Origin of the sequence: Tropicimonas sp. S265A, assembly GCF_049800835.1 — a bacterium.
GTDB lineage: Bacteria > Pseudomonadota > Alphaproteobacteria > Rhodobacterales > Rhodobacteraceae > Dinoroseobacter.
On record NZ_JBNAFU010000001.1, the window covers coordinates 646043 to 665126 of the forward strand.

17 protein-coding genes are annotated in these 19084 nt (G+C 58.1%); 2 read left to right on the forward strand and 15 right to left on the reverse strand.

What is annotated here, in order from left to right; all coding sequences use genetic code 11:
• Window positions 1–8 precede the first annotated feature (8 nt).
• Complete coding sequence (locus ACP15N_RS03185; RefSeq protein WP_425090763.1) at window positions 9–914, forward strand: restriction endonuclease; 906 nt, start codon at window positions 9–11, stop codon at window positions 912–914.
• 58 nt (window positions 915–972) lie between these two features.
• On the opposite strand, the gene ACP15N_RS03190 is transcribed toward ACP15N_RS03185, so the two are convergent.
• Genes ACP15N_RS03190 through ACP15N_RS03200 form a run of 3 tightly spaced genes read right to left on the reverse strand, consistent with a single transcriptional unit; the run spans window position 973 to window position 5783 of the window.
• Complete coding sequence (locus tag ACP15N_RS03190; protein ID WP_425090764.1) at window positions 973–3489, reverse strand: Hsp70 family protein; 2517 nt, start codon at window positions 3487–3489, stop codon at window positions 973–975.
• 3 nt (window positions 3490–3492) lie between these two features.
• Window positions 3493–3870: a hypothetical protein gene (locus tag ACP15N_RS03195; protein WP_425090765.1), complete on the reverse strand. Its 378-nt coding sequence runs from the start codon at window positions 3868–3870 to the stop codon at window positions 3493–3495.
• Window positions 3864–5783, reverse strand: a complete 1920-nt coding sequence (locus ACP15N_RS03200) for a hypothetical protein (protein ID WP_425090766.1) — start codon at window positions 5781–5783, stop codon at window positions 3864–3866. The genes ACP15N_RS03195 and ACP15N_RS03200 overlap by 7 nt, the downstream gene beginning before the upstream one ends.
• 286 nt (window positions 5784–6069) lie before the next feature.
• Here ACP15N_RS03200 and ACP15N_RS03205 point away from each other — a divergent pair, with 286 nt between their 5' ends.
• Window positions 6070–7512, forward strand: coding sequence for an ATP-binding protein (locus tag ACP15N_RS03205; RefSeq protein ID WP_425090767.1), 1443 nt, complete (start codon window positions 6070–6072; stop codon window positions 7510–7512).
• 7 nt (window positions 7513–7519) lie between these two features.
• Here the strand turns inward: ACP15N_RS03205 and ACP15N_RS03210 are convergent, their stop codons facing one another.
• The 12 genes from ACP15N_RS03210 to ACP15N_RS03265 all read right to left on the reverse strand — a co-directional run bounded on the left by ACP15N_RS03210 (window position 7520) and on the right by ACP15N_RS03265 (window position 19068).
• Window positions 7520–9073 (reverse strand): relaxase/mobilization nuclease domain-containing protein, encoded by a 1554-nt coding sequence (locus ACP15N_RS03210; protein WP_425090768.1) that lies wholly within the window; start codon window positions 9071–9073, stop codon window positions 7520–7522.
• Window positions 9067–9495: a plasmid mobilization protein gene (locus ACP15N_RS03215; RefSeq protein WP_425090769.1), complete on the reverse strand. Its 429-nt coding sequence runs from the start codon at window positions 9493–9495 to the stop codon at window positions 9067–9069. Before ACP15N_RS03215 ends, ACP15N_RS03210 begins: the two co-directional genes overlap by 7 nt.
• A gap of 41 nt (window positions 9496–9536) precedes the next feature.
• Window positions 9537–9674 carry a hypothetical protein gene (locus ACP15N_RS03220; RefSeq protein ID WP_425090770.1) on the reverse strand — a complete coding sequence of 46 codons (138 nt, stop codon included), beginning with the start codon at window positions 9672–9674 and terminating at the stop codon, window positions 9537–9539.
• Window positions 9675–9701: 27 nt separating this feature from the next.
• Window positions 9702–10400: a helix-turn-helix domain-containing protein gene (locus tag ACP15N_RS03225; protein ID WP_425090771.1), complete on the reverse strand. Its 699-nt coding sequence runs from the start codon at window positions 10398–10400 to the stop codon at window positions 9702–9704.
• Window positions 10401–10807: 407 nt separating this feature from the next.
• Complete coding sequence (locus ACP15N_RS03230; protein ID WP_425090772.1) at window positions 10808–11905, reverse strand: PucR family transcriptional regulator; 1098 nt, start codon at window positions 11903–11905, stop codon at window positions 10808–10810.
• A complete protein-coding gene (locus tag ACP15N_RS03235) occupies window positions 11902–13341 on the reverse strand; it encodes a PucC family protein (protein ID WP_425090773.1) in 1440 nt (479 codons plus the stop codon). The genes ACP15N_RS03230 and ACP15N_RS03235 overlap by 4 nt, the downstream gene beginning before the upstream one ends.
• A 117-nt stretch (window positions 13342–13458) precedes the next feature.
• Window positions 13459–13797 (reverse strand): light-harvesting protein, encoded by a 339-nt coding sequence (locus ACP15N_RS03240; RefSeq protein WP_425090774.1) that lies wholly within the window; start codon window positions 13795–13797, stop codon window positions 13459–13461.
• A 12-nt stretch (window positions 13798–13809) separates the two neighbouring features.
• Window positions 13810–13965 (reverse strand): light-harvesting protein, encoded by a 156-nt coding sequence (locus ACP15N_RS03245; RefSeq protein WP_425090775.1) that lies wholly within the window; start codon window positions 13963–13965, stop codon window positions 13810–13812.
• 405 nt (window positions 13966–14370) lie between these two features.
• Complete coding sequence (gene ade, locus ACP15N_RS03250; protein ID WP_425090776.1) at window positions 14371–16065, reverse strand: adenine deaminase; 1695 nt, start codon at window positions 16063–16065, stop codon at window positions 14371–14373.
• Between the two features lie 23 nt (window positions 16066–16088).
• On the reverse strand, window positions 16089–16703 hold the full coding sequence (locus ACP15N_RS03255; protein WP_425090777.1) for an exopolysaccharide biosynthesis protein: 615 nt from the start codon (window positions 16701–16703) through the stop codon (window positions 16089–16091).
• A gap of 83 nt (window positions 16704–16786) precedes the next feature.
• Window positions 16787–18058: an organoarsenical effux MFS transporter ArsJ gene (gene arsJ / locus ACP15N_RS03260; RefSeq protein ID WP_425090778.1), complete on the reverse strand. Its 1272-nt coding sequence runs from the start codon at window positions 18056–18058 to the stop codon at window positions 16787–16789.
• On the reverse strand, window positions 18055–19068 hold the full coding sequence (locus ACP15N_RS03265) for an ArsJ-associated glyceraldehyde-3-phosphate dehydrogenase (RefSeq protein ID WP_425090779.1): 1014 nt from the start codon (window positions 19066–19068) through the stop codon (window positions 18055–18057). Before ACP15N_RS03265 ends, arsJ begins: the two co-directional genes overlap by 4 nt.
• Window positions 19069–19084: the final 16 nt, after the last annotated feature.

Genomic DNA, 19084 nt, shown 5'->3' on the forward strand with positions numbered 1-19084 from the left:
AGATTTTTATGAGGCGATTTGAGATAGATGCAGAGACCCTCCCGGACCTTCCCGGAATGATGCTAGTCACGGTCGAGGCGCTGAAAGACCTCGGCGGGTCCGCTACGATTCAGGAACTCGATGAAAAAGTGATCGAGCTGGAGGGCGTGACCGAAGCCGAACAGGCCTTCACCATGCCCCGCGACGAAAACCGCACTCGGGTGAACTATTACCTGGCCTGGGCGCGGACCTACCTGAAACGCGGTGATGCATTGAATAACTCCAAGCGCGGGGTTTGGGCGCTGACCGAGACGGGCTCCGCATTCTCCGACTTGAACGCTACACAAGCGATCTATGACCAGGTGACTCAGGAAGAGCGTGAGCGCGCTCGACTGAAGCGTTTGGCCGCAAAGAAGGCCGACGCGGATAGAGGCGAAGAGATCGAGGTCATGGCCGATGACGGCCCTGCAGACGAGGAAGACTGGAAATCGGCTCTTCTGGCCGTGCTGGGCAAGATGACTCCGGATGGGTTTGAACGGCTTGCGCAGCGCCTTCTTCGCGAAGCAGGCTTCACCAAGGTCGAAGTGCGCGGGAAGTCGGGTGATGGCGGTATCGATGGTGTCGGAGTTCTGCGCGTCAATCTGGTGTCGTTCCAGGTCTACTTTCAGTGCAAGCGTTGGAAGGGCAGCGTCGGCTCAAAAGAAATCCGTGACTTCCGCGGGGCCCTGCAAGGCCGAGCAGACAAAGGGCTCTTCATCACTACCGGTCATTTCACCAGCCAAGCGTCGGATGAAGCCACGCGTGACGGCGCGATTGCGATTGATCTAATCGACGGAGATCGGCTCTGCGAGTTGCTGAAGGAAAACCGGCTAGGGGTAGCGACGGAAATGATTGAACGCGTACAGATTTCCCCCGAATGGTTCAGCGGGATTTAGGAAGCGACCAAGGTCTTGGCGCTAACCCTCAATGTCGAGGTCAAGTCGCCTAAAACACTCAAGTTCCTAACAGATGAGCCAGTTCGACGATTTCTGCCGCGTCAGCGCCTGTAGATACCCGATTCCCCATCATCTGACCGATTACAAATCGCAATCGCTCAACGTCGCCTGCCTTTGCAGCCTCTACGCCCGCTTCCAGGTGTTGGTCATGCAAAACCTCATCCACTGCAAGATGCCGTTCGGCAGCTAGAACCTTGAATATTTCAATAAGAAAATCAGGCGTTTCCGCGAGGACTTTCATGCGAATTCCGTGCATTTCACCAAGTGATCGGCGCGCTGAGTCGAAGTTCTTTTCTCGTATTGCTCGACGCGTGGTTACCAGCAACTTATCGTGCCGTTCACTATCAACTGGCTGGGCCAAGTCTCGCAGCTCGTCGAATGATAGTTCTGCTTTGCTTGCTTCGTCTTCAAGCACGCGTTCTTCATTTTCCGGAGACATCTTCAAGAGCGCGACGTCCTGGCGCAGCTTTCTAGCCTCTTCGGCCACCGATCTGTGTGTATCGGCATCTACAGATGTAGAGAGTGCCGCCTGCTGGCGTTCGATGCGTTTGCGAATGTCGCCAGCTGAATCAGGATTATGACCGAGTGCGCCTTCAAGTTCTTCAAGATCACTTTCAGCACGGGATAGCATGGTTGCGGCAACTTCAGCCCCTCGCTCGCCGTCATAGTTGATACCGCCATCGTCATGCCGATAGAGATTAGTAGCATCAATAATTCGACCAAGCGCCGGAAGTTCCAACGAAAAGCTCAGTGTTCCGTTGTCGCTCATCTTCCAATCAATGATGAATTCGTCACCTCTGTTGATCCGCTCGCCGCGCTCAAGTTCATCGAGGCTGTTCAGCCGAAAATTGCCGATATGCAGGTTGTGTTCGGGGCTATCGACGTCATCGGCCATATCATAGAATTCGACCGCAATGAAATCGTCTTCGCCGCCCACCAGTGTTTTGCCAGCACGGAACGTTTGTCGGCCTTGAGCAGGAAGAGCTGTTCCCTTCTTGACCAAAGTGTCGAGCTTGTTGCGCTCATAACCTACCATTCCGTGCTGCACCTTGACCGCTAGGTTGTAAGTCATCGGAACACTAGCGGCGCTTGCTTCCGAACGAGTAATGCCGATTTCTCTCGATGCGCTTTCGATCTTGCCGCCAATCTCGTCAAACACATTGACCATAAAGCGGTTTTTCCCGTTCTTCCGCACGCTAACATTCACGCTCAAGGGGCCATTGAGTGCGATACGGCCAGATGATGACCCTTCTTCATCCAAGATTTCGAGCTCGACTCCACTCGGCACCTCACCCGCAGGTTTCACTCTAATTTTTGTGCTTTCTGAAGACACACGTGACTTGAAATCCAGTGATAGGCTTACATCGCCGGTCACTGTTTCTCTCTGCTTGGTTGACTTTTGGACGGAGCTATCACCATCCCATTCGCGGCTTTCTGCAAAAATGGCCGCGCCTGTAGCGACAGCCGTCATCGGATCGAGACCGCTATCGACCGGGATCGCGAGTTCGGCTTCGAGCATCTCACGAATTATCGGCATCTTCGAAGGGCCGCCGATCGGCACGATCTTTGAGATATCTTCCGATTTGTAACCATTCGCTGTGATGATTTTGCGGCATAGTCCAATGGAATCTTCGATCCGATCTCTGATCAAGTCAGCCATTTGTTTGCGCGACAAGTCGATCGACAGGTAAATTTCTTCTCCGTTTTCGTCGGTCGCACGAACCTCATCTTCCGAGGCAAAGATGGACGCTGTATCGGATGCTGATAGCTGAATCTTTGCCTTTTCAGCAGCGTGCTTGCTGACATCAGCAAGGTGCCGATACTTGTCGTCAGCTTGGAAATTTCCAGGAAGTGCAAAATTCGCAGAAAGCCAAGGCCGCACTACGCTGTCAAATATGATACGGTCGAAGTCTCTCCCACCAAGCATGTTGATACCTTCATGGGCAACTACATTGACGACACCGGCGGTGCTCATCACAAGTGCTAAATCAAAGGTACCGCCTCCAAGGTCATAAACTAGAAAAACGCCATCTTTTTGCTTGCTATGCGAAATGGCGGCCAGGGCAGCTGCCACCGGTTCTTGAAGTAGACTGACCCGTTCCAATCCGGCTAGGCGCGCAGCCGCAATCGTGTCTTCGCTCTGCATTTGGTTGAAAGCAGCAGGTGTTGTAATCACAACGCCCTCAATCTGCTGAGAGCCAGCCTCAGTCGCGGCTTGGCCAACCAATGTTTTGATTATTTCTGCAGAGCACTCTACCGGTGTCCAAGTCTCACCAGCCAAAGAAATCTGGTTCTTTGTCCCCATCGAGCGCTTGAAGCCATGGGCCACGTTTTTGGGTGCTGACAACAACCGGTCATAAGCGGTCTTCCCGACAAAGCGATGCCCCCTCTTGTCGAGGTAGATTACGCTGGGCAGCACATCGGTGCCGTCAGCGGTCTTGAAGAGACGGAGCGAGCCATCGACGTGTCCAACGACCGCTGAATTTGACGTTCCAAGATCAATACCCAGGTACAATGCTTACTCCTCTTCGTTCTGTTTCGGCGCAACGATCACTCGTCCCAGCCGCAAGACCGTCATGTCGGACATGACCGTAGGCTCTAAGGTCTTGCTAATTATGAGTTCTTCTTCCTCGTCGTGATCAGCGGGATTATCGACAGATACCGCGAGGCCGGCGTGATAAAGTTCTCCATGGAAATCCACCAACCTAAGCCCAAGCTCTTGAAGGATGACTTCCAGTTGACGCTTTGAATACTTCAACTGCGCTTGCAAGCGCTTTCCGTCTTTGTCTTCCAAAACAGTCAGGGCTCGCTCGGTCGCGGTGGATAGCTTCCAATACTCAACGCAGAGCTGGGCTACAGCTTCAGGACTAATTTCTGAGTTCCGTTGGTTCACCATGAAGCCACGATCCTCCGGGCGTCCGCTATAAATTCACCTGTTTTGCTCGAAGCTTCACGACGAATTGAACTTAATACCCCGCTCCGATACTGATAATTCGAACACCTGGAGTTGTAGTCATCGATAAGCCCATTGAAGCGGTCTATTTGATAATTCGTAGAGGTCATGGACCTCATCGCTTCAAGGCGCTCGCCCTGATAGACACAGTACCGAACCTGAGATCTGTTCAGAACCAAACCCTGCCCTACCGGCGGCCTAGATTCCTCGAAGGTCGCAGTGGCGGTGCTATTTGTCGAAGGACGTGTGGTCGAAGGCTGATAAGTCGTTGTAGGTTGATAGGAAGTGCGGGAAGTTGGCTTGTTCATCTCCTCAGAGAGGACGAAAAAACCAATCACAGCCGCAATACCCCCATATATCAACCACTTGACCTTCTTTCCCGCCTGCTTGCGGTCAATGTTCGACTTTACCTGCAAAAGCTCTGTGCGATTACTCCCTTTGGCGTATTTGAGCATCTCATCGACGGTTTTTGACATAGCCCCTAGATCGCCTGCCTGCTTCTCAAACACTCCCATTTTCCAGTTTCGATGAAGCGTTTCGCGTTCGTCATCTAGCTGATCTGCGATTTTGTCTGACGGCTGACGCCCGCCATACTGAATAAGGCCATCGATCAGCCTGAAAGCCGTCTCTGGATCGCTTCGATCATTATTCACGAAAAGTGCCAAATCACGTACTACCAGAAATGCTGCATCACCTGTTTCGGGAGCTTTGGCGGCAGCATCAAATGCATCATAGATTTCCTTCAGGATGCCTTTTCGCGCGTTCGCGAAACCTGATTTCTGCAACGCAGACTTCACCGCGGGGAGCTGTGTTTTTGCGGCTTCACAGGCTGCTACAAGTGGCTCAACAATTGCGAATTGCTTTTGCTGTTCGTCGAGGTTTTGGAGTGTTGCGACATCGCCCTTGAGCACCTCAGCAACAGATTCTAGCTCTGGAAAAGTGTGGAGCAGAGCCTCCGATAGCCGCCTTGCATATTGAAACTCACCCCGGTCATTCGCCAATTCAAGACACAAAGAACGAACTGCTTCATAGATTTTCTTGGAGCGACCTTCCTCATGGCCTTGGTGCTGCTCGTAGACCTGAACCGGTTGATTCACATCATCCCATCTGCTCAACAGCGCGGCGATCTCGTTCGTCACGCTGTCGAGATTGGGTGAAGGCTCCTTAGCGAGTTCGATCTGATAGTCGATTTCGCTTCTGATTTGAGTGAGCTTTGGCTCGCTCAAACTGTCATACTCGCGGACAAATCGGCCCAAGATGCTGTTCGGCTTGCCAGTCGCCAACTCAGCCTCCACCAAGTGCTCCATGACTTTACCTGGCTCTTCTAGCTGCCAGATTGCCTTCGCCGCACTTCTTGCATGAGCAGATTCGAGCGCAGCGACCGAGGTGCTCATCTGAGAGGCATCAACATTTGGGAAGCCGGAAATGTTTCGGTTGGAGTTGATAAACGCAAGTAGTTCGCCCTGCTCAACGTCATCCCAGCAGCGAAGCCAACTCTGAAGCCTTGAAGCCTCCACCTTTGACAGGTTACTTACATGCGCCAGGACATTTGCTTTTGGAAGATCAGGCAAAAAATTGATGGAATTTAGCAGCTCGTCTGTTTGTCCGGAGTCCAGGAGCGCTCGAATTTCGCCAATTTGTCTTTCGCTTAATCCGGGCAGCCAACCCAGCTCTTGATCAAGGCGGGCGATCGGAGAAACCAGAGCCTGTTGCGAACGCTGTATAAGTTCCTGAGGATGGCTTTCTTCGAATTCCGCATCTTCCGCTAGGTCAACTAATTCAGCGTGGTTAGATTCATATCTAGCTTTCAGCACGCAGAACGCGTTCTCAAATAAGCTAAAAGAGCCATCTGCCATCAAAATTTCTCAGTACTGTACAAAAAACCACAGGTCAGTCGAGATGAAGCCTAACATGGTGCCTTGCGATCTTAACAGGGCAAATCACCCGAAATCTCCCCCACGTGAGCATGTTTTCAGACCACCACGCCGGTAGTGGTGCCGTGAATGTTTGTGCGTGAACTTAGCAATCCCATGAGCCTTCAAAGGCGCTGCTCTATCGCTATGAGAACGCGAATATAACATCGCGATCAGTTAGTTAACCACGACCGTTGCAATAAGATCAACGCCGTGATACTAGCACGACATGCTGGAAATATCGCGATCAGATGTGCTCAAGAGCTTGAGGCGAGACAACCCTTGGTGGAGCGACACTTACGCTGCACCAAATGGTGAAAGCGAAAAATTCCGTTCCTACTTTCGACCGTTCTGCAACCTTGCGCTCGACTGGGACGTAAAACGCTCCACCATCCTCATGGGACCGCGCCGCGTCGGAAAGACCGTCATGCTGCGCCAAATGGTCGAAGAAGCTTTACGAAATGGCTTCGATGGAAGCAGCATTTTATTCGTTTCTATTGATACTCCTCTTTACAGTGGAATGCCGCTCGAACAACTAATTTCTTTGTTTGAAGAAGTTACAGGCCACAACCCAGATGAACGACGGATAATCATCTTCGATGAAATCCAATACCTAAAGGAATGGGAAGTCCATCTAAAGGTCCTAACTGACCGGCACCCAAAGTCACGATTCATCGCATCTGGATCGGCTGCGGCCGCATTGAAACTAAAGAGCCAAGAGTCCGGTGCCGGACGGTTTACAGACTTTTTTCTACCCCCTCTGACTTTTGCCGAATTCCTAGCATTTCGAGGCGTCGAAGATGGACTGATCGAGGCGCGAGAAACGCAGGGCACAATGCGCTATACAACAACCGACATCGAACGGTTGAATGACGAGTTCATCAACTACCTAAATTTTGGCGGATACCCCGAGGCCGTTCTGAACACTTCCATTCAAGCCGATGTTCAACGGTTTTTGGGGCGCGATATCATCGACAAGGTTTTGTTGCGTGACCTACCAAGCCTCTACGGCATCCAAGACATTCAGGAACTGAACCGTCTATTTACGACTCTTGCTTACCATACTGGCCAAGAGATCAGTTTGGATGGGTTGGCACAGAGCTCCGGTGTCGCAAAAAACACCATCACGAAGTACCTCGACTACTTGGAAGCGGCGTTTCTAATCGTTCGGGTCAAGCGGGTTGACGAGACAGGCAAGACCTTTGCCAGGATGCGAAATTTCAAGGCGTACTTGACCAACCCTTCCATGAGAACAGCGCTTTTTGCGCCAGTGCAGGATGGAGACGAGCCAATGGGTGCGCTGGCCGAAACAGCAATTTTTTCGCAGTGGTTCCACTCCAATCGTATGATGAACAACATTCACTACGCGCGCTGGAAAAAGGGGCGCGCAGACCTGGAGGTTGACTTGGTGCGTGTAGACGAGGCACGTCTGAAACCTTCTTGGGCGTATGAGATCAAATGGTCAGACAGATATGCCGAAGACCAACCAGGTGAGCTAAGGGGACTAATCGAACTCGCCAAGAAGCACGCCGACCTTCCGTTACCTGTTGGTGCCACAACGAAAACGCTGACCTGCGAAACCCAAGTTGATGGAATAACAGTCCGACATTTCCCATGCGCTCTGCACTGTTATCAAGTTGGTAAGAACGTTGCGGAAGGGCGTGCTCCGTAATTCACCTTCAATGCCTCAACCCCCTCTCCGCATGCGCCTCTTGGCTGTCTAGCTGTCCCTCAATCTCTCGGCGGCGGCCCTCGCTAAGGTCAAGCTTTGCTGCAAGCTCTCGTTCAGCGTCTTGTAGCTCGCCTCGTCGTTCAGCAATCCGCTCAAGGCCTGCATGGATGCGGCTTGTGAACGAATGAGCAAGGTCACGCAGTCTTTCAAGCCAGCCAGCTCCCTCTCGATCCTGCCGGTCGAGCGTGTCTCCAAGGCGGTCAAGTCCTTCGCGGAGGCTTCTGAGGCCGTCACCAACCGCTCGACGCAGGCGAGCAAGTCGCGTTCCAAGGCTGTCAGTTGGGTCATCTAATCCTCCTCGATCCGTATGCAGGTGACGTGCCTCTCGCCCATCGTGCACGTCCTGAGGCGCGTCTTCGATGGGTCGAGGATCAGCCATGTCCCCTCGGGTCGCTCGATCCGCGTCAGGCCCAGGTCCGTCAGCTCCGAGCGCTTCAGATGCGCTGTCCAGAAGAAGCTCGCGGCCATCATCGAGGCGATCCCCGTCAGCACCATCGCAGCGATCAGCCAGGGCGAGATCGTCAGCCAGAGGCGGATCGACCTCAGCCGCGTCTCGAACAGGCTCGCCGTCTCGGTCTGGAAGCGGCGCGTATCGCTCGCGATGGTATGCTGCGCGGCGCCCACAATGTTCTTCAAATCGATCCTGAAGCTCTTGAGCTGGGACGAGATCGAGGCGACGTGTTCGGCCCTGATCGTGTCGAGCTCCGCGTTCAGCTTCTCGCTCAGACGGGTCGGCTTGCCAGTCTTCATGGAAAATTTCTCCTTTCAGCCGCCAGCGTTCGCCCGTGTCGGGGTCGCGGGCGGTGATGTAGGCCTTGCCCGTGCGCGGCAGGTCGAAGCCTGCAGCGGTGAGCGCGGCGATCATGATCGCCCGGTCGGTGATCAGGCCCATGTCGATCTGGTCCTGTATCCACGCGTGTAGCTCGTCCCGGCCTTGGGCACGGGTCGGGGCCTCAATGGTGTCGCGGACCTCTTGTGCGCGCTGCACGTCCAATGGATCGGCCCAGCCGTGCCGCCGGTTCGTCACGTCCCGCAGGCTGTCATAAGCGTTCTGATAGCCCGGCGGGGCGATGTTGAGGCTCTTGCCTGTCGTCAGCTCCAGGCGCGGGGTGCAGAAGTGAAGCTCGACCCGGCCTTCGTGGCGATGGCGGACCCAGAGCACCTCATATTGCTCGGGGTCCAGCCCCGCGAAGGCCAGCCGCTCGAACTGATCCATGACCTCGGCCTGCTGGTCCTCGGTCGGGTCGTCGCTGTCTGCAAAGCTGATCACGCCCGCGCGGTATGTCCATTGGTGGCGGCTGGCGTCGATCAGAGCTTCGGTGCGCTCGGGGTTGCCGCACAGAATCTCGGGCAGCGGGTCGCGGGTGACTGTCACGTGCTGGCCGTCGGCATCGCGGATCAGATCGCGATTGCCGTCATAGGCCAGCACGCACTCAGCCACGAGGTAACCGACCGGCCCCGCGCCCGCGCCTTTGCCGTTGGGGAAGAACTTGATCAGCACCGACGCGCCTCATCAAGGAGGGCGGCAAGCTGGCGTTCGATCACCACAAGGCGGCGGGCGACGGTCAGCGTGTCGAGGTCTGTGCGCCCGACCTTCATGGTGTGGTTCAGCCAGCGGGCGATCTGGTTGAGGTTGCCGCCGATGCGCCCGACCGCGAGCACCAGAGCCGGATCAACGCGAGGGATCGGCTTGCGGCGGCGCGCCTCGGTCAGGCCAAGAGCCTCGCGCAGAAGCGTCGAGGCTGGCAGGCCAGCGGCCTCGGCCTTGGCGCGCAGCTGGGCTTTCTCGGACGCGGTGCAGCGGAAGACGAAGGTTTCGGTGAGCGGCTCTTTGGCGGGTGCATTGCTCGCGCCGGTGGGGTTCGAAGGGGAGGCGTGCCGCCCCTCGCAAGGTCCCGTGTCATCGGCCAAGCCGTATGACATGGGTCGCCTTGCTGTTTGCGCTTCGGTCGGATCGGTGGCGCTCATGATCTCAGGCCTGCCGCCTGGATTTGGGCCTGTGTCACAAGCTCTGCCGCCAAGAGCGCGTCGATCTGGCCAGGTGTGATGTGACGGCAAAGCGGATGCTTGTCTGTCACCCAATTCGCCAAGCCCGCCAGCATCTCGGCTTCCCTCGCCTTCGTCTCTTCTCAGCTCTTGGCAATGCCTTCGAGGTAGGCTCGCCATCGCCCGGACTTGAACCAGTTGTCCGAGAAACAGACCTTGGTTCGGGTGAAACCCGCGCTGTCGGTCGCGTAGGTCTTCACGGCCTGAAGCAAGTGCTCCGGCCTGATCCCTTCCTTCACGGCCTCTTCGATCCGGGCAATGCAGGTGGCTTTGCCGCGCAACCGGTCGGGTGGATAAGCCGCCAAAATCTTCTCAGCCTCCTCCGCCTCGCGCCCGCGCGAAAGCGGTTCATTCTTAGGTTCAATGGTAAGGTTCCTGTCCCGATTTGAGACTACCCCCGTCTCACTTCCGGGACTTTTCTCCCGCTTTTTTGAGACGTTTCCCCCCGTCTCATTTTGAGACGCAACCCCATCCCGACTGCTGCATCCACCCTTTGGTCGGGCGCTAGGGCCAAGAGTGATATCGAGGTGCAGCTCATAATGGTTGGCCCCGCGCCCGCCGTCGCCATCTCCCCGAGCATGACGCGTGACGAGACCGCATTCTTCCAACGTTGCCATATGACGAAACAGCGTAGCCCGCCCCATTTCGCATTCATCCGCCAATCGTTGTGCGCTTGGGTTGCACTGGCCGGTTTCCTTGTTGTGGAAGTCCGCCAGTTGGATCAGCACAATCTTCGCCGCTGGCTTGAGGCCTTTAACGTTCGCGGCCCAGATCAAGGCCATGCCACTCATGTTCTTAGTCCAGCGAAAACATGGGTATCAGGTTCATCCCTTGTTCGGCATATGTCCTGATACCATTTTTTGGCTAAGCGCTTGTTTTCACAGAAAAGGAGACTGGATTGCAAATCCGTGTACACCGGTTCGATTCCGGTACTCGCCTCCATTTCCTTGTATGAAACGATATGAGCCTGTCCGGTTGAGGTTTGATCGTGGGTGCGCGGTTCGGGGGCCGACGCAAGCATTGGCGGTTTGCGAGGTTTCACGGTGGGTAAGCCGCTCTCCGCGAACATAGTCAGTCCGCGTGAGAAAACGCCCCACGAAAGGGGCGGTTCCGGAGTGTGCAGTAGTGTCTATCGCTGAGATGCGAACGCGACCACGCCAAGCGCAAGACACGCCCGCGGGTGGTCTCCCTACCCGGTTTTTGTCTTGGTGTGGGGCCAGATCCAGTTCGCCATGTACTTGTGGCCAGGCACGATGTGGTCGAACGGGAATTTGGCGTAATGCTTATGCCCCGGTACGATATGGCCGAACGGAAACTTCGCCATGAACTTCTGCCCCGGCACGAGAAGACCGATGGGGAAGCGCCCGTAGCGTCGATTGTGCGAAACCTTGTGCCCGATGGGCTTGTCGGCCATGTATTTATGCCCCGGCACGATGTGTGCAAACGGGAACTTCGCCATGTACTTCTGGCCCGGCACAAGCGAGTTCTGCCCCTGCTTGCCATTGATCAGCAGCGGGAAAGGCCAGTTTGCCATGCGCATGCCTTTGGGCACCAGATGTCCAAACGGAAACTTCGCCTGGAACTTGTTGCCCGGAATGAGAAGGCCAAACGGGAATGCGCCATAGCGTTTGGCATGCGGAACAAGGAAGCCGAAAGGGAACGCGCCATAGCGTTTGTCATGCGGCAAAAGCAGGCCGATCGGTTTATCTGCCTGATGCTTGTGGCCGGGGATCAGGAAATCGAACGGGAAGCGACCGTAACGGATCTTGGACGGCGCCAGCAGGCCGATCGGCCAGCTCGCAAAACGCCCGTGTGGCTTTATCACTGACACAGTCGTCGGTTTGCGGCGACTGATCAGGCCGATCGGCCAGTCCGCCATGTGAACATTGTCATAAAGCGGGTCGCGGGGCCGGAACAACATGTGCCGATGATCTTGCAGAACGCTCAGCTTTCTGCCCTTCTTCTCCGGCACGAAGTTTTCTTCGTTGAGGCCTTCGATCGCAGTCGCGCCCATCTCTGCCAGCACTTCGCGCGTCGTCCGGCCCACGGAGAGCGGTTTGTACCCGGCACGTACCAAGAGGACGGAGCCGCTTTTCTTGACCCGTTTCTGGTACTCCTTGGCCGTTTCCGGATGGACATCGGCCTTTGTCAAAGCCTCGGCCAGGCCGTCTGCGCTTTCGTAGAGGCCAACGATCTTGAGCGGAAAGCGTCGCCGGTGGATCAGTTCGAACCGCACGGCACGCGCGTCGGCCGGATCCTCGAAGTACCGCGTGATGATATCTGTCATTGTGCCTCCACCGGGTTGGACTGAGCAGCACTGGAAGGTCTGAGACCTCGTGTTGGGCCGAAGCGGGCCGCGAGCGGAACCGCCAACAAAATCGCCAGCGCAAGAAAGCCGATTTCTATCATGAATACCACGTTATAGGGCGTGTGGGCCTGAAGTCCCGAGAACGCGGACATGCCCACCAGCACATCGCGCACGACGCCCGCAAGCGCCACGCCGATGCCGGCGCAGGTGGCCTGAACTGCCCCCCAGGCCCCAAGCGACAGGCCGATCTTGCCCTTCGGAGCGTTGCGAATGGTCGCGGTCAGCGTGCCGTGGCCAAAAAGCCCCGCGCCAACGCCCGTCGCCAGGGTTCCGACGATGAACAAAGACGGACCGAGGATTACGGAGGAGGCAATCACGGCCATGAAGCCAGGAATACCGATCACGGCGCCAAATGTCGCAAGGCGCACGGGCGAGCCGCCAATGGACAGCGCGCGCGAGGCGATCCCGAACCCCAGAAGCGTTCCACCCGCGAGAATGGCCGTAAGCCGCGTCGTCTGCGCCACCGTGAACCCGAGCGCCTGCCCGCCATAGGGCTCCAGCAGAACGTCCGCCATCCCGAAGCCAAAGGTTCCAAGCCCGATCACCGTCAGCAGCCGAATGGTTCCGGGGCGTGCGACCAGCTCCGCCCAGGCATCGCGGAACCGGACCTGCGGTGCCACCTCCATCTCGCGGGCGCGATTGCGGTCCCTCGATTCCTGTTTCCACAACGCCAGAAGGTTCAAAGCCACCGTGACCACGGCAGAGCCCTGGATCACCTGGATAAGACGCCCCGGCGTATAATCGGACAGGAGCGCGCCATAGATCAGCGCGCTCAGGACCATGCCGAACAAGAGCATCACGTACATCAGGCCCACGACCTTTGGCTGGTCTTCATCCCGGACAAGATCCGTCGCAAGCGCAAGGCCGACCGTCTGCACCATATGCAGGCCCGCCCCGACCAGAAGAAAGGCCAAGGCCGCAGAGGACATGCCAACCCACCGGGGGGCGTCGACCGCCTCTCCGTAGCCCGACAGGGCCAGAAGCGCGAAGGGCATCACGGCAAACCCGCCGAACTGGTACATCGTGCCCTTCCAGATGTAGGGCACGCGCCGCCAGCCGAGGGCGGAGCGGTGGGTGTCGGATTTGAACCCGATCAGCGTGCGAAACGGCGCAAAGAGCAGCGGCAGGGCCAACATGCACGCAACGAGCGTCGCGGGGACGTCAAGCTCGACGATCATCACGCGGTTGAGCGTACCCACCAGCAGGACGAGGGCCATGCCGACGGTGACCTGGAACAGCGACAGACGCAGCAGACGTGACAATGGCACCTCGTCGGTCGCGACGTCTGCAAACGGCAGGTAACGCGGCGCGATGGAGGTGATCTTACGCAAGGCAAGGGCGCGGTAGTCGAACATCTCTCGTCTCGAATTTTCAGGTTCCGGGACCGCCCCAAACGCGGAGCGGTCGCGGAATTCCGGAGAAAACGCCCACGGGCGCAAACGCCCGGGGCAGCGGACCGCCTGGGCAGGCGGTCAGAGATTTGGTGGTGGGGCGGCTGAGGCAAGCACCTCTTGACCCTGCACAATCGCTTTCGCAACGGTGCCATCCGGAAGGATGACCAACAGTTCCTGAGAACCGTGCTCCCCGTCGATGACGAAGGACGCCTTGGCTGTTTCCAGTTCCGACGCGGCAGCAGCAGCTGCCATTTCGTCACCGGTTCCAAGTTCCTGGCCGGACAAGAAGTCCGACACCCACGAGGTGTTGCTCAGAACAGCAACGTGGACCGAGAACGACCCCACGGCGACTGCACCAAGAAACAGCGGAACCCCCAATGCGGGGGGGACCACGAGCCACATTTTTGCATTGTTCATACTGTTACCCCCTTAGCCGAGCCAAGGCGTTGTAAACGCAACAAGAAAGTGGGCGAGAAGCGCGAGGGCACCGAATACACGCGTGCCGTCGATGAGGTAGCTGTGAACTTCCTCCGCCTCTTTGAGGTTAAGGCCGGTTGGCCAAACCTTATCTGGATCGTCGGACATGTCCGATCTCCTCCTTAGTTGGTCATGAGGAGCGGAGAATGGCAATGCGGAGACATTGAACGCCATACTCTCGCGTCCACGACAGCCCTGCAAAACAAAGCAGCCGATTAAAAAAAGATGTCAACTTTGCATTACAAAGTAAACAGTAAATTTAAGTTGACAGCTTGTCGGTGCGTTCTAATTCGACACCCTAGGGCCGCGTGGATGTCCGTGCACAGACGCGTGCGTGCCGCGCAAACCACTGCTGGGCAAGGCATTGAAAGCCCCGCGTTCTCCGCCAGAGACGCTTTTGCGAGCCCGCGTCGTGTCATGATTACGATCAAGTCGGCGGTGCTCTGCGTGAGGCTCGGCAGCCACTTTTTTAGGCACCCGCTCTCAGCGAGTCGCGCAAAGCCCCCTGCCCGGCTAGCTGATGATCTCGAACCGGGTCACATCGACCATCCCGCGATCAGTGATCTTGAGCGCAGGGATGACGGGCAGAGCCAGAAAGGCCAGTTGCAGGAACGGTTCGGCCAATGTCACCCCAAGGGACTCGGCCGCCGATCGCAACGCGATCAGGTCGTCACGCACGTCCTCGAACGGCGCATCACTCATGAGCCCCGCGACCGGAAGCGCCAGTTCGGCCAGAACCGACCCGTCGCGGACAACGACAAAGCCACCTTCAATCTGCGACAGTCGGTTCGCCGCCAGCGCCATATCGGCATAGTCCGCTCCGACGCAGGCAATGTTGTGGTGATCATGACAGACGGTGGAGGCGATGGCTCCTGTGGTCAGGTTGAAGCCCCGCACGAACCCCGTCGCGATATTGCCGTTCCTGCCATGCCGTTCCACCACGGCGATGCGGATCAGATCGCGAGAGGGATCGGGCCGCTTGTCTCCATCTTCTATGGCGATGTCTTCGCGCAGGTGATCGGTCAGGATCTGCCCCTCTCGAATGCCGATCACATCGGTCTGCGTGCGGTTTGCGCGCGTCCGGAAATCTGCGGCGGTCACACGCGGCGCGCGCACGGAGGCGCGCCCGACCAGTGGTGTTTCCTCGCGGGTCGCAAACGCCGCGTCCGTGACCTTGCGCCCGCCGGCGATCACGTGTTGCACGTCGCAAGCCTCGAGTTCGCGGATGGCGACAATATCGGCGCGCTTGCCGGGCGCGATCATCCCGCGATCCTTCAGCCCGAACGCCTCTGCCGCCGACAGCGTTGCCGCGCGGTAGGCCGCCAGCGGCGGGGTGCCCAGCGCGATCAGCGTGCGGATCATGTAATCCAGATGGCCTTCCTCCGCGATATCGAGGGGGTTCCGGTCGTCGGTGCACAGGCACATGTACGGCGCCGTGCGCTCCGTCAGCAGTGGCTGCAAGGCATGCAGGTCCTTGGAAACGGACCCTTCTCGGATCAGCATCCGCATGCCCTTGCGCAGCTTCTCCAAAGCCTCCTCCGGGTTGGTCGCCTCGTGCTCGGTCCGGATACCGGCAGCGATATAGGCGTTCAGATCGCGCCCGGACAGCAGCGGGCAATGCCCATCGACATGACCGCCTTCGTACAACGCCAGCTTTGCCATGGCGCCCGCGTCCCGGTGGATCACGCCCGGGTAGTTCATGAACTCGGCCAGCCCGATCCCCGATGGGTGCCCCATAAGCGGCGCCAGCTCCGCAGCCTCCAACCGCGCGCCGGACGTTTCCATGTCTGTCGACGGCACGCAGGACGGAATCTGCACGCGGATATCCATCAGCGTCTCGCGGCTGGCAGCCTGGAAGTACCGGATACCCTGTGCGCCGATGACATTCGCGATCTCGTGCGGGTCACAGATCGCCGTCGTCACGCCCTTGGGGGTCACGCAGCGGTCGAATTCGAACGGTGTGACAAGTGAGCTTTCGATATGCAGGTGGGTGTCGATGAACCCGGGCACGAGGATCAGGCCGGACACATCGAGGATCTCTGCCCCCTCATAGCTGTCGAGCGTGCCGACGATCGTGTCGCCGACTATGGCAATATCGCCCTCCAGCAGCTCCCCGGTGATCAGATCCAGCAACCGCCCGCCCCGCAGCACCAGATCAGCGGGTCGGTCACCGCGACCTGCGGCGATGCGGGTTGTCAGATCGGTCATGTACGCCTCCGCCGGTTGTTCGGTCAGAGGATGACAAGCTTGGTGAAAAGCGCAATGGCGCTCAGGAACGGAACCATCGCCACCAACACCCAAAGCCCGTCACGGGTCAGCATCGCCAGCGAAATCAGCAGTACCGTCATACCCAGAAATGACGAGGTGAAGGGCAACAGCTCCAGAAATGGCATGGCCCCGCCCGCAAAGGCACACAGGATCGGCAGCAGGAACCAGACCGGTGGATAGAAAAACAACCCAAGGCGCGAATGGGCATGGCGATCGAGCCACGCCGCGAGCGGTTTGATCCGCATGAGCCCGCGTTCCAGACGCGGCCCCGCGATATGGCGTTGCTGCAACCATTGCGGCAGCCAAATGCACTGCCGCCCCACCAGCAACTGCACTGCGATCAAAAGGATCATGATCCCGCAGATACTGGAAAACAAAGGAATCCCGCTCAGTGGGGAAACAACTGCCGCCGCTGGCAGCATCATCAGGGGAATGAAACTCGCACGCCCGAAGGCGCTGGCGAGGTGGCCGATGCAAACGTCATCGCGACCGGCCTCCCGCATGGCGCGGTCGATGATCGCGGTCATTGACCCAAGGGCGGGGTCTTCCATCTCTTCGGTTGGCGACAGGTCGGTCATGGCTCCCTCCGCGGTCGGTTTGACACGACCTTGTCCCAAGGATGTTGCTATTCACGCGCGGTAATCAAGGCCTGCTGGCGTGATCAGACTGTTTCGGCGGCCTCGTGCTGCTGCAAACGTCCGGCCATGACCCAGCTCAGCGCCGCCATGGTCGCTGCCGTCGCAAGACAAAGCGGCAGTCCGCCGACCTGGAAACTCACACCCGACAGCAACGTGCCGACAAGACGCCCCGCCGCGTTGGACATGTAGTAGAACCCGACATCCATCGTGACCCGCTCGGACTTGGTGAATGCAAGGATCAGATAGGAATGCAGCGCGGAATTGATCGCAAACACCGCGCCGAACACCAGCAACCCGACAACCAGCATCCCAGTCAGCCACGGAGCGGGGTCACCCGCGATCAGCGCTGCGGTGGCGAGTGCGGCAGGTATCAGGGCAAGCGCCCCGACCCAGGCCTTTGCCAGACCCGTGATTTCGGCGTCTGACTTATCGCGGGCACGCAGCAGTTTCGGCGCAAACCCCTGCACTGCGCCATACAGGATGATCCAGACGGCCATGAACGTTCCGATCTGGAAAAATGCGGCCCGGTTCCCCTCGACCGACCCGTCCGACAGGACAGAGTAGAAATAGATCGGGATGCCTACAACGAACCACACATCGCGCGCCCCGAACAGGAACATGCGCGCCGCCGACAGCCAGTTGACGCGCGGATCCATTGAGAACACCTCCCGGAACTTCGCTCCTTTCTTGCCGCGCGGCAGCCCGGACGGCATGAAGAGCGCAATCGCACCCAGGATCAGCGCCAGCGCACCCGCCATCGCCAGCACCGACGCCGTGAACCCGATCAGGCCCAGCAACGCCGCACCAAGCAGAAAGCCCAGCCCCTTGACCGCGTTCTTCGACCCGGTCAGCGCAGCCACCCACCGAAACAGCGCGCCGTCCCCCTCGGGCGCCAGGAGCTTCACAGCGGATTTGGAGCTCATTTTGGCCAGATCCTTGGCCACACCCGATGCGCCCTGCACCGCCATCACGAACGCGACCGAGGCTGCGATGGTCCATGTCGGATCAAGCTGTGACAGCGCCACAAGGGCGACGATCTGAATGCCAAGTCCGGCGTAGAGCGTAAACGTCAGCCCGAACCGCGCGGCGATCCACCCCGCACTCAGGTTCGTGACCATGCCCATGAACTCATAGAGCAGGAACAGGTACGCCAGTTGGATCGCGCTGAACCCAAGCGTATGGAAATGCAGCAGAACCAGCATCCGCAATGCACCGTCGGTTAGCATGAACGCCCAGTAGGCCGCCGTGACCGCGATATAGGCCGGAAGCCCGTTCTGGCGCGGATCGCTGCTCATAGCTTGGCCAACACAAGCCGCGTGACGTCCGCCAGACGCCACGCATAGCCCCATTCATTGTCATACCAGGCATAGACCTTCACCTGGGTGCCATTGATCACCATCGTGGAGAGTGCATCGACAATCCCCGAGCGCGGATCGTTGAGATAGTCACAAGACACGAGCGGGCGTTCCTCGTACCCCAGAATGCCGTCCAATTCGCCTTCGGCGGCGGCTTTGAACAACGCGTTGACCTCCTCGACCGTCGTGGGCCGGTCCACCTCGAACACGCAATCGGTCAGCGAAGCGTTCAGCAGCGGGACGCGGACGGCATGTCCGTTCAGGCGCCCTTTCAGTTCGGGGTAGATCAGCGTGATGGCCGTGGCCGAGCCGGTCGTGGTCGGGATAAGCGAATTCAGCGCAGACCGCGCGCGCCGCATGTCCTTGGCCGGGCGGTCGACGATGGTCTGGGTGTTGGTGACGTCATGGATGGTCGTCATCGACCCGTGTTTGATCCCGAGGCCTTCGTGCAGCACCTTCACCACTGGTGCGAGGCAATTGGTCGTGCAACTCGCAGCCGTGATGACATTGTGACCGGCTGGATCGTAGATTCCGTGATTGACGCCGTAGACCAGGTTGACCGCGCCGCCGTCCTTCACCGGGGCGGAAACGACGACCTTCTTCACACCCGCCGCAAAATACGGGGCGATCTTGGCTGCGGTCTTGAAGACACCCGTGCAATCTACCACCAGATCAATGCCCATCTCGGCAAGCGGCAGGTCCTCCAACCGGGGCTCCTGCGCAAAGGTCATCCTGTGTCCGTTAACTGTCAGGCTGTCCGCGTCATGGGTGATATCGGCATCCCAGCGGCCATGCACGGTGTCGAATTCCAGCAACAGCGCGTGCTGTTCCGGTGTGGCGACCGGGTCGTTCAGCAGAACAATCTCCGCATCCAGCCCCTCGTCAAAGAAGGCGCGCAGCACGAGTTTTCCGATCCGGCCAAGGCCGTTCACGGCAATTTTGTAAGTCATCAGGTGTCCTTGCTTG